Annotated in this window: 8 protein-coding genes and 1 riboswitch; of the genes, 7 read left to right on the top strand and 1 reads right to left on the bottom strand. The window is 38.6% G+C overall.

What is annotated here, in order from left to right:
• The first annotated feature begins 50 nt into the window (after nt 1-50).
• Nucleotides 51-167: riboswitch (SAM riboswitch) on the top strand.
• Between the two features lie 74 nt (nt 168-241).
• The 4 genes from ACUN8G_RS08630 to ACUN8G_RS08645 all read left to right on the top strand — a co-directional run bounded on the left by ACUN8G_RS08630 (nt 242) and on the right by ACUN8G_RS08645 (nt 7,463).
• Complete coding sequence (locus tag ACUN8G_RS08630; RefSeq protein ID WP_437346158.1) at nt 242-1,549, top strand: O-acetylhomoserine aminocarboxypropyltransferase/cysteine synthase family protein; 1,308 nt, start codon at nt 242-244, stop codon at nt 1,547-1,549.
• A gap of 63 nt (nt 1,550-1,612) precedes the next feature.
• Nucleotides 1,613-2,737, top strand: coding sequence for a homoserine O-acetyltransferase MetX (metX, locus tag ACUN8G_RS08635; RefSeq protein WP_437346157.1), 1,125 nt, complete (start codon nt 1,613-1,615; stop codon nt 2,735-2,737).
• Nucleotides 2,738-3,135: 398 nt separating this feature from the next.
• Nucleotides 3,136-5,259: a S46 family peptidase gene (locus ACUN8G_RS08640; RefSeq protein ID WP_445480932.1), complete on the top strand. Its 2,124-nt coding sequence runs from the start codon at nt 3,136-3,138 to the stop codon at nt 5,257-5,259.
• Between the two features lie 77 nt (nt 5,260-5,336).
• Nucleotides 5,337-7,463, top strand: a complete 2,127-nt coding sequence (locus ACUN8G_RS08645; RefSeq protein WP_437346155.1) for a S46 family peptidase — start codon at nt 5,337-5,339, stop codon at nt 7,461-7,463.
• A 347-nt stretch (nt 7,464-7,810) separates the two neighbouring features.
• On the opposite strand, the gene ACUN8G_RS08650 is transcribed toward ACUN8G_RS08645, so the two are convergent.
• Nucleotides 7,811-8,092: a hypothetical protein gene (locus ACUN8G_RS08650; RefSeq protein WP_437346154.1), complete on the bottom strand. Its 282-nt coding sequence runs from the start codon at nt 8,090-8,092 to the stop codon at nt 7,811-7,813.
• 186 nt (nt 8,093-8,278) lie between these two features.
• On the opposite strand from ACUN8G_RS08650, the gene ACUN8G_RS08655 reads away from it, so the two are divergent.
• From ACUN8G_RS08655 to ACUN8G_RS08665, 3 genes are all read left to right on the top strand, one after another.
• Nucleotides 8,279-10,312, top strand: a complete 2,034-nt coding sequence (locus ACUN8G_RS08655; protein ID WP_437346153.1) for an alpha/beta hydrolase family protein — start codon at nt 8,279-8,281, stop codon at nt 10,310-10,312.
• Nucleotides 10,313-10,324: 12 nt separating this feature from the next.
• The gene (locus ACUN8G_RS08660) at nt 10,325-10,663 is read left to right on the top strand and encodes a YkvA family protein (RefSeq protein WP_437346152.1); all 339 of its coding nucleotides are present in this window, start codon (nt 10,325-10,327) and stop codon (nt 10,661-10,663) included.
• A 576-nt stretch (nt 10,664-11,239) separates the two neighbouring features.
• Nucleotides 11,240-11,473, top strand: a complete 234-nt coding sequence (locus ACUN8G_RS08665; RefSeq protein WP_437346151.1) for a hypothetical protein — start codon at nt 11,240-11,242, stop codon at nt 11,471-11,473.
• Nucleotides 11,474-11,589 lie beyond the last annotated feature (116 nt).

The raw sequence follows: 11,589 nt of genomic DNA on the forward strand, positions 1-11,589 counted from the left end.
TTGAATAATAATATATCTTTGCACCCAATTAATTGTTCTTAACATTTATTGTCTTATCAAGAAAGGTCGAGGGAACAGGCCCGATGACGCCTTGGCAACCATCCCGTCTTTACGAGGGAAAGGTGCTAATTCCTGCCCCAACTTTAAAGTTGCGGGGAAGATAAGAAAGAGTTTTTAATCGAACCTCTTCCGGAATCTTCCCGAAGAGGTTTTTTTTTATCTAAAATCAGCAGGAGAAAATATGAGCAAGAAATATCGTTATGAAACTTTACAGCTGCATGCCGGTCAGTCGCCCGATAAAGCTACAAATGCGCGTGCAGTTCCTATATATCAAACCACTTCCTACCTGTTCAATAGTGCTGAACATGCAGCTAATCTCTTTGCGTTGAAAGAGTTTGGCAATATTTATACTCGAATTATGAATCCCACTACGGATGTATTCGAACAAAGGATAGCCGCCCTCGAAGGGGGAGTGGCAGCGCTTGCAACCTCTTCCGGCCAGGCTGCGGAAACACTTGCGATTACGAATATAGCGCAAGCAGGCGACAATATTGTTACGACAAGCTTTTTATACGGTGGTACTTACAATCTGTTCAAAGTTACGTTACCCCGTCTCGGCATAAATTTTAAATTCGTGAATTCCGACGAACCGGCTGAATTCGAAAAGGCAATCGACGATAAAACGAAAGCGCTCTATATTGAAACCATCGGTAATCCCCGGTTAAATGTACCCGATATCAAAGCACTTGCTGACCTGGCTCATTCATATAATATTCCATTGATAGTTGACAATACATTCGGAGCCGCTGGATATCTTTCCACCCCAATTAATCACGGTGCAGATATAGTCGTTGCTTCGGCTACAAAGTGGATCGGTGGACACGGCACTTCGATTGGCGGTGTAATTGTCGACTCAGGTAAATTTAATTGGGGCAACGGAAAATTCTCCGTCTTTACAGAACCGAGTCCCGGTTATCACGGATTAAAATTCTGGGAAGTATTTGGAAAAGACTCACCATTCGGAAATATTGCATTTATTATTAGAGCACGTGTGGAAGGATTGAGAGATTTCGGTCCATGCCTCAGTCCGTTCAATTCATTTTTGTTGCTGCAGGGTCTGGAAACTCTGTCGCTCAGAATCGAACGTCATTCTCAGAACGCATTTAAACTTGCACATTGGCTCAGGAACGATTCAAGAGTATCGTGGGTCTGGTATCCTGGATTCGAAGATAGTCCATATCACGAAAATGCAAAAAAATATCTCAACCATAATTTGTTTGGTTCAATGGTCGTCTTTGGAATTAAGGGTGGATTAGAGGCAGGAAAAAAATTCATTGATAGCGTTGAACTTTCGAGTCTGCTTGCAAATGTGGGCGACGCAAAAACACTGGTCATCCATCCGGCGTCTACTACTCATCAGCAGCTTTCAGAAGAAGAACAAAAAACCGCAGGCGTAACTAACGACATGATTCGCGTATCAGTTGGACTCGAACACATTGACGACATCATAGAAGACTTCGATCAGGCGCTATCAAAAGCCGTAAGATAAATTAGACTGGAAGGTTGCCGTCCAAGCGACGGCAGCCTCGAATTTAAAACGGAATCTGTCTATATGATTGCATTTACTAAATACATAAAACTTTACGAAAACGAGCAGCTTATTCTTCAGTCCGGCAAACAGCTAAAGAATATCAACATCGCTTATCAAACTTATGGCAAGCTCAATAAGTCGGGCGATAATGTAATCTGGATTTATCATGCACTGACGGGAAATTCTCACGCAGCAGGAATTATTACTGAAGAGGAAGTCGAAAATTCTAAGTCTCATCAATTCCTTTATAAATATAATAAAATGTTTCTCGGTAAAGCCGGCTGGTGGGACCCATTAATTGGACCTGGCAAGTTGTTCGATACAAATCGTTATTTTGTTGTATGCAGTAATTTTCTGGGCAGCTGTTACGGCACAACTGGACCAGCGGATATTAATCCTGAAACAAAGAAAAAATATGGACTGAATTTTCCGAGAGTGACAGTAAGGGATATGGTAAAGGTTCAAAAAAAACTTGCCGATCATCTTGGAATAAAAAAAATAAAAGTAGCTACAGGCGGTTCACTCGGCGGTATGCAAACTCTGGAATTGCCACTAATGTATCCTGGTTTTGTAAAAAGCATAATTCCGATAGCCACTTCAGCAGGGCATTCTGCATGGGCAATTGCATTTAACGAAGTTGCGCGCAATTCAATTACAATTGATCCCTCGTGGAATAATGGTAATTATGATGAACAACCTTATGCTGGACTTTCAAACGCGCGTAAGATTGCAATGATAAGTTACCGTTCAATGGTTTCGTTTGAAAATAAATTCGGACGCGAAAAAGTTGAGTCCACAGATGAAAAATTTCAAATACTGAGCTACCTCGATCACCAGGGCGATAAGCTCGTCAGGCGTTTCGATGCAAATACATATTTGTACATTACCTGGGCAATGGATGCTCACGACGTCGGTGAAGATAGAGGCGGAATTAAAAAAGCGCTTTCATCTGTCGATATTCCAGTACTTTGTGTGGGAATCAACACGGACGTTCTTTATCCGCCAGAAGAGCAAAAGAAAATTGCTGAGTTAATTCCACATTCTGAATATGCAGAAATCGATTCAATACATGGTCACGATTCCTTTCTTATTGAATTTGGTCAACTTGAAAAAATTATTGAAAACTTTTTGTCGAAAAATCTTTGATGTAGATTTAACTTGCTTTCACATTTTGTTTAATTCTATATCAATTATTAGAATTAATTATTCAGGTAATGTCAAACCTCCGAGAGCGTATTTATGTTAACAATCTGTTGTATTCTTTCATTTACACGAATTTATCATTTGTGATTTCCTGTCTTACAAACCAGCCCTGATTATCAAAAAAAATACTAAAGTTTCTATAATCACGATTACGAAGTGAAACAATCATCTCTATTTTCATAAGCTTCTGAAGAAATACCAGAGGATAACGAGTCTTTATCCTCAACTCCAGGTTGAATATGCGAGAAAGGTAAAGAGGATTATAACTTCGTAATTTCATCTTTGGTTATAACTCTAAAGTGTTTTATTTTTTGATAACGTTAAACATAAAATTGGGTGTTATGATGAAAAAACATTTTTATAGTATGTTTATACTTATTTTCTTCTTAGCATTTATATTTAATCTGCAGGCGCAGATTGACCCGGATACCGTAAAATCTCAGAAATTCGACACAGGAAAGATGTGGTCGTTCGACTATCCTCCTGTTGAATATTTCAAAGAAGCATACGGACTCGAAACAGATGAAGAATGGTTTGAAGACGTTAGACTTTCTGCGTTGAGATTGCCGGGTTGTACGGCATCATTTGTATCGGCTGACGGTTTAATAATGACAAATCATCATTGTGCGCGCAGTGTGCTCGAAGAATTATCTACAAAAGAAAATGATTTAATAGCCGACGGCTTTTTTGCCGAGAAGCTCGAAGACGAAATTAAAATTCCAAATTATTATGCGGACCAGTTGGTATTTATTAAAGATGTAACGGAAGAAGTTCAAACAGCAGCAGAAACAGGTACTACTCCCGACGAAAAAGCAAAGAGCAAAGAGGATAAAATCAAAGAATTGACAGAAAACCTCGAAAAAGAAACTGGTTTGAGAGCTCAGGTAGTATCGTTATTTAACGGCGCAAAATATTCCCTTTATGGTTATAAACGTTATGACGATGTCCGTCTTGTATTTGCTCCCGAAATGCAAATTGCATATTTCGGAGGCGACTTCGACAATTTTACATATCCTCGTTATAATCTCGATTTTACACTCTATCGGGCATACGAAAACGGCAAACCAGTTCAACCAGAGCATTTTTTCAAATTCACACTTAACGGTATAGAACCGAACGAACCGATTTTTACGGTTGGTAATCCTGGCTCGACACAGCGACTCAAAACTGTGGCTCAACTCGAATACATTCGCGATGTTGTCTATAAAGGTTATGCGTTCATTTATGATACATACTACAACGAACTCGAAAAATTGAAAACAATTGCTCCAGAAAGAGCTGACGAATTTGAAGACATACGAGTTAACATTGGCAACTCTCAGAAAGTTATCACTACAATCTATAAAGGGCTATGTGACCCGTATTTAATGGCGCGCAAAAAGGATTTCCAGAGAAAGCTTCAAGAAGCTGTATGGAATAATCCCGAACTGAAAGAAAAATATGGAACTATCTGGGAGAACATCGAAAAAACACAAACAGAAATGCGTCAGTATGGACCCAAAATTATGGCTTTCACAATTAACCGTCGTTTTACTCCACAGTATTTTTCAATAGCACAAAAGCTGATTGATTTCGCCAAAGAACTTCAGAAACCAGAAGAAGAAAGACTGCCTGATTATAAAAGTGACAAGCTCGATTCGACTATACAAAGTATATATCCTGAAGAATTGGATAAATTGATCGAGGATACAAAACTTTCAGTATGGGCTGATTTTATGAGAATGCATTTGGGGGATGAGGATAATTATGTCCGCAGTCTTTTCGGAAACAACAAAGGCAAAGATGCCGCAGAATATTTATTGAAGAATTCGATTATTGATGAAAGGGATAAAGTTTTAAAACTTGCTGAAGAAGGCGCCGATGCAATACTTAATTCGAGTGATCCGCTCATCGCGTTTATTAAGGAAAGTCAGGAACAATTGAAAGAATTGAGAGAAAAAGCAGAGGAAATTTCGCACACAACCGAAATATACGATGACATGCTCGGGCAGGTTATCTTCAAAATTTATAGCACTTCGATTCCGCCGGATGCAAACTTTACACTCAGAATTAGCGACGGCAAACTTGCAAGTTTCGATTACAATGGCACAAAGGCACCCGTCTTTACAACATTCTATGGATTGTACGACAGATGGTATTCTTTCAACAAAGAATATCCGTGGAACTTGCATGAAATTTGGACGCATCTACCCGATGACTTCAATTTATCGACTCCATTTAATTTCATTTCCACAAATGATATTGTAGGCGGAAATTCAGGCAGCGCCATTATCAACAAAAACAAAGAAGTTGTCGGTCTAGCTTTCGATGGTAATATGGATAGTATTGTAGGAAACTTCATTTATATGCCGCACAATAACAGATGTGTTGCAGTTGACGTAAGAGCCATTGTTCATTCAATTGAAAAAGTTTATAAAGCCAAAAGAATTGCAGATGAATTGAAAGCCGGTAAAATAATAGACTAATTAAATATATTTATCCGTCCACTGCCCGGGGTAAAAACTTCGGGCAGTTTTATTTTAAAACTCTTTCAAGGTATGTCATGAAAACAAAAATTAGTATTATTTTATTTTTTGTTTTAGCAACTACACTAAAACCGCAGTCAATATATGAACCCGTTGATTTGAATAAAATTGAATCCTCGCTTGAGGAAATGGGCAAGATGTGGACATTCGACGCTATACCGTTAGATTATTTTGAATCGGAATACGGATTTAAACCCACCAAAGAATGGATAGAAGATGTAATGAAGTCAGCGCTACAATTTGGCAACGGCTGCTCGGGTGCCTTTGTATCATCTGAAGGACTTATAATGACAAATCATCACTGTGCGCGGGAATATTTGACGGGGCTTTCACCCGAAGGGAAGGATTATTTACGCGATGGATATTACGCCGAAAATCTCCAGGACGAATTGAAAATGGAAGGATTGTTCGTAGACCAGTTGATTGCGATTTATAATGTTACGGAGGAAATTATTGATGCAATGAAAGAAGGCAAAAACGACAGCCTCAAAATCGAACTTAAAAAAAATAAAATTGCCGAACTCGAAAAACAATACTCAGATAAAACTGGTCTTATCTGTAAAGTTGTAGAACTTTATCACGGCGGGAAATATTCTCTCTATGCTTACAAAAGATATAAAGACATTCGTCTTGTAATGTCTCCCGATTTCCAGATCGCTTCGACTGGCTGGGACTGGGATAATTTCACATATCCGCGTTACGAACTCGATTTTATGTTTTTGAGAGCATATGAAAATAACAAACCTGTCAAAACGGACAACTTTTTTAGGTTTAGTAAAAAAGGTGCCGAAGAAAACGAACCCGTTTTTATAATAGGAAGACCAGGCAGTACAAGGCGTTTATTACCTGTGTCGCGACTCAGATTTCTGAGGGATAAAGTTTATCCGTACTATCTGCTGATGTTTAATGAAGTTTACAAAGTTTATTACGAACTATTTGAAACGAGAAAAGAAGAACGCTCGTATCTGTTGAATGCGGTTATGAGCTGGGGTAACGCTCGTAAATCATACGCTGGCAGACTCATGGCTCTCAAAGATCCTTTAATTATGAAAAAGAAAGAAGACTTCGAAAAGAAATTCAGAAATACCGTTTTGAATAATCCAGCACTCAATAAAAATTTCGGTCATCTCTGGGAAGCAATCGAAAAACTTACAAACGAGCAAGCGAAATATGCCGATGAACTTGCAGCTTTTACCATTTATTCTTTCTTGAAGCCAGTTTATTTTGACATTGCAGAGAAAGTTATTTTTTATACAGAACAAATGAGGTTACCGGAAAAAGAAAGATTGCCTGAATATAGAAAAGATAAATTGAAACAAACCATTGAAAATATTTTTCCCCAGAATATCGATACGATTTTCCAGAAGAAGTTAGTGAGGGCGCATATCAATTACGTAGTCGGCATTCTCGGAGACGACCATCAATTAACACAAAAAATTTATCAAGGTAAATCAGGCGACGAAGCTCTTGAAATCGTTATGTCGTCAACTTATTTCAAAAATAAATCTACATTCGAGAAACTTGTTTCATTAACACCAGATGCAATTCTTTCCTCGAACGATCCATTTATCTCATTCTTGATTGATACACGTGAAAAACTTAACTCATTAAGAAAGAAAGTAAATGAAATCGACAATTCTCTGGAAATATTACTTGGTCAATTAGGCAGGGTAGCATACGAAATTTATGGCGACCGTATTCCGCCGGATGCAACTCTAACTATTAGAATTACAGACGGAAGAATAAAAGGATATGAATACAACGGAACGATTGCTCCTCCTAAAACCACATTCTATGGCATTTACGACAGATGGAATTCGTTCGGCAGAAAAGATTATCCCTGGGGCCTGCACGAAAGGTGGCGCACAATTCCAGACAGTCTGAACCTGGCTGTCCCTGTGGGATTTGCATCTACAAATGATATCGTAGGTGGAAACTCAGGTAGTTCGGTTATCAACATTAACAAAGAAGTAGTAGGTCTTGTACACGACGGTAATCTCGAAAGTCTTGCTGGTGATTTCATTTTCCTCGAAACAAACAACAGAGCTGTGGCAACTGATGCCCTCGGTTTAATGGAATCTCTCAAATATGTATTTAAAACTAAAAGACTGATTAATGAACTGGAAACGGGAAAAGCTAAGTAACAATTAAAAGTTAAGAAGCTTATGTCTGATGGTCCAGAGGAAAGTTTTACTTAAAGCAAAATAAATATGTTTACATAAGCTAAGCATGTAAAAATAAAGTCTGATCTGCACCTGATTTTGTAAACGAGCAAAATGAGTAAACCAAATTTAAATATGAAATTATTACTGATGTTAAATTGTACCTGATATGGATCAATTATCGGTCGATTTTTTCCATGAATCTAAAATCGATATACATGAATTTAATCTGCAATTTAGACTGATATTTTGAGGTGAAATTAGAGACAGGAATGAAGGGTAATAATCCTATTTATGTTAAGGGCTATTATTAACTAAACGGTCTGTACCTATATAAAGATGTCCTTCGAAATTGAAGGATAAATATTTCGTTCTTCTTTTGTGCCGCCACAGGAACAGCACCTGTTTATGTAAAAAATTGTTGGTACTTCGCCATCGTAAACCGGGATAAGATTAACGATCGAATAACAATGTCTGCACTGGATTATATGGTGAGTGGTGGTTTTACTGTTGCAATCGGGACACATAAATCCGAGCGTGTTGGCTTCTTCAATCGATTCAGTAGAAAAGATTCTACGACAGCCTGAATTGTTACATACAATTAATTTCAATCAGCTATTTCCGAAAAATGTTTTTAATTACTGAATTAAATATATCTTAAATAGTTTCAAGCTTCTATGCCAAAATTTATACACAGGATAAAGATGAAATAAAAGAATAGTTTGAGAAATTTATTGTTCCATTTCCTTGCGGCTTTTTATAATTTAATGAAGTGAAAAAGCAAAAGTGGGGTGGTCATGAAAATTGTAACAAAAGTAATATTAATCTTGACTATTGTGGCTGTATCCGTTTCTGCGCAGAAACGGGCTATGACAGTTGAAGATTTATGGTCGATGAAACGAATTGGCAGTTTTGACCTTTCGCCCGATGGCTCAACTATTGCGTTCGATGTAACTACTTATGATATTGATCAAAACAAAGGAAATACTGATATATACTTGATAAATTCTGACGGCACCAACTTGCGTCCTCTTAAGGTCACATCAGATAACGAGAGCAACCCGAAATTTTCGCCCGACGGAAATTCCATTGCTTACGAATATAAAGGACAGATATGGATATGCGATTTAAACGGAGCAAACGAAAGGCAACTGACGGATATTTATACTGGTGCTTCCGGTATGATCTGGTCAAAAGACGGCAGGAAAATTTTATTTGTTTCGGAAGTTAATCCTGATTGCCCTGACCAGAACTGTAACGAACAAAGAGATAAGGAAAAGGAGGCAAGCAAAGTAAAAGCACGAATAATAACCGAATTAATGTTCCGTTCGTGGAATCGATGGCGTGATGAAAAAAGGAGTCATCTCTTTTTATATGACCTCGACAAAAACGAATATTATGACTTGATACAGGGCAGCAAATCCGACGTGCCCCCCGTCGATCTTGGAAGCGTTCAGGATTATACGTTTTCGCCAGACGGCAAAGAAGTCGCATTTGTAATGAATACGGATAAAATGCCGGCAATCAGCACGAACAACGACGTTTTTGTAATCAATGTCGAAGACGTGAAAAAAGGAACTCCGGCGCCGTATAAAAAAATATCCGTCAGTCAGGGAAACGATAATCAACCGGTCTATTCGCCGGACGGAAAATTTATCGCTTTCAGATCGATGAAACGCGCCGGTTTCGAAGCCGACAAACAAAACATAATGATTTATAACAGAGCCTCGGGTTCGTTGACCAATATTACCGAAAAGATCGATCTTTCAGCGGGGCAGATTGTCTGGTCGCCCGACGGAAAATATATCTATTTCGACGCCGCCAACGAAATTTACAATTCTATTTATCGTGTTAACGTTTCGAACGGAAATCTTTTGATGTTCGTAAAAGACGGCGTTAACAATTCGATGATAATTTCGAAAGACGGAGAAGAAATTTTCTTCAAACGCCAGAAAACCACAATGCCCTACGAAATATTCGCGCTTAAAACCAACGGCGGCGGCATAAGAAAAATAACCGATATCAACGGCGAATTGCTCGCCGGCATCGAGTTCAACGAGCCGGAGACTTTCCGGAGCGAGGGAGCCGAAGGCGCTAAAGTACAATCGATTTTAATAAAGCCGCCTTTCTTCGACCCGAATAAAAAATATCCTATGTTGTTTTTAATACACGGCGGACCGCAGGGGCATTGGTCGGACGATTTTCATTATCGCTGGAATCTACAGATGTTCGCCGCCGGAGGTTATGTGGTTGTAGCGCCGAATCCGAGAGGCAGCACGGGATACGGACAAAAATTCGTCGATGAAATTTCAGGCGACTGGGGCGGCAAAGTTTATATCGATTTGATGAACGCTTATGATTATGCGCTCGATAATTATAAATTCATCGACTATAAAAATACATTCGCGGCGGGAGCTTCGTACGGCGGTTATATGATTAACTGGATTCTCGGGCATACGGACAGATTCAACGCGCTTGTTTGTCACGCCGGAGTTTTCAACCTGGAAAGCATGTACGGGACGACCGAAGAGCTGTGGTTCCCCGAATGGGAATTCAAAGGAACGCCGTGGACGAACAGACCGTTATACGAACTCTGGTCGCCGCACAGATATGCCGATAATTTTAAAACTCCCACGCTCGTAATCCACGGAGCAAACGATTTCCGCGTGCCGGAAGGACAGGCGTTCGAACTATTTACAACTCTGCAAAGGAAAGGCGTACCGAGCAAATTTCTCTATTTCCCGGATGAATATCATTTTGTCACAAAACCGCAAAATGCATTATTATGGTGGAAAACAATCTTTGAATGGCTCGACGAATATAAAAAATAAGGAGGGAATAAAATGAGTTATGAAATTGACGATATAACAAAGGAATTCGATACGCCGGAAAAAGTAACGGAAGGCGAAAAAGTTGTTGAAGAAAAATTGTGGGAAAAACTGGAGCGCGTCGGCAGGAAAATTAGTTTTGCAAAAGACATTAAAGCGCTGTACAAATACATAACCGATCCGAACGTTTCGTGGCACAGGAAGTCGATCGTGGTGGGAGCGTTGATCTATTTCATCTCGCCCATCGATACGGTTCCCGACCTGGCACCGTTGATCGGCTATCTCGACGACTTAGGAGTAATAACAGCCGTGTTAAAATTTTTGGGACACGAGTTGATGAGTTATTATGAATAAAAGTTATTAAAAAGGCGCATGTTATAAATCATAACCGGCATTCTGCGGGATTCGGCGTTATTGAGCGGGCGTGTTATATAATCCGGCATAGCATAGTTCCGGGGGAATCCTGATTTAATCTGGACGACGGAAGAATCTTTAAGTAAAAAATGATGAATTGCGCCGTTAAAGAGGGACTCGTCAGTTATCGTAAAAAAAATTTAAAGTAGAAAATTTTTTTCTTGACATACCCCCCCCCATTTAATATTTTTATATCAAAGGAAAGGTTATTTTAATATTTTAATATTAGAGGGCCAAAATGACTTTTCTCGAGGGCTTGAAAATCAGAAGACATCCATTAATTAATAAGTTTGAACGAATAAATTATTACAGGTGTGAGGTCTGTTTTTGCTCATTAACCTTTTACTTTAGTTTAATAATAAAATCCATGTTATTAATCAAATAAGGAGGATGGTTTATGAATGTTTAATTGCGGCTGGTAAACCGTATACCGTAACTTAAATGTATATTCCACTTGACTTAAAGTGAGAGCAAAATGAAGTTACATGTCCGTCAGGAATTTTTAGTGGAGTTATTATGAAAACGATAAGTATTATGCTATTACTTTTTCTAAGTAAAATCTGCATTGCTCAGATCAATATTGAATATTTAAATGATGTACCGGCAGAATTCAAAGAAAAGTATTATAGCCAAAAACGTAATTACAATCCGTTGCAGGTTGGAAATGTTTGGCAGTATTATGCTCCTGAAGACAAGAGTTATATAACAACGTGTGTAGTGAAGGATAGCATAATTAATGGAAACCTCTGAAAAATTATCCAGAATTTAAAAACTTTTTAATGAAAAGCGTTGTAAGAGAATAAACAAAAAAGAGGAAAAGATGCGCAGCAATAAGATTAATAATATCGATTTGTTTACCCAAGCAG

The sequence above is a fragment of the Melioribacter sulfuriphilus genome, from assembly GCF_052656625.1.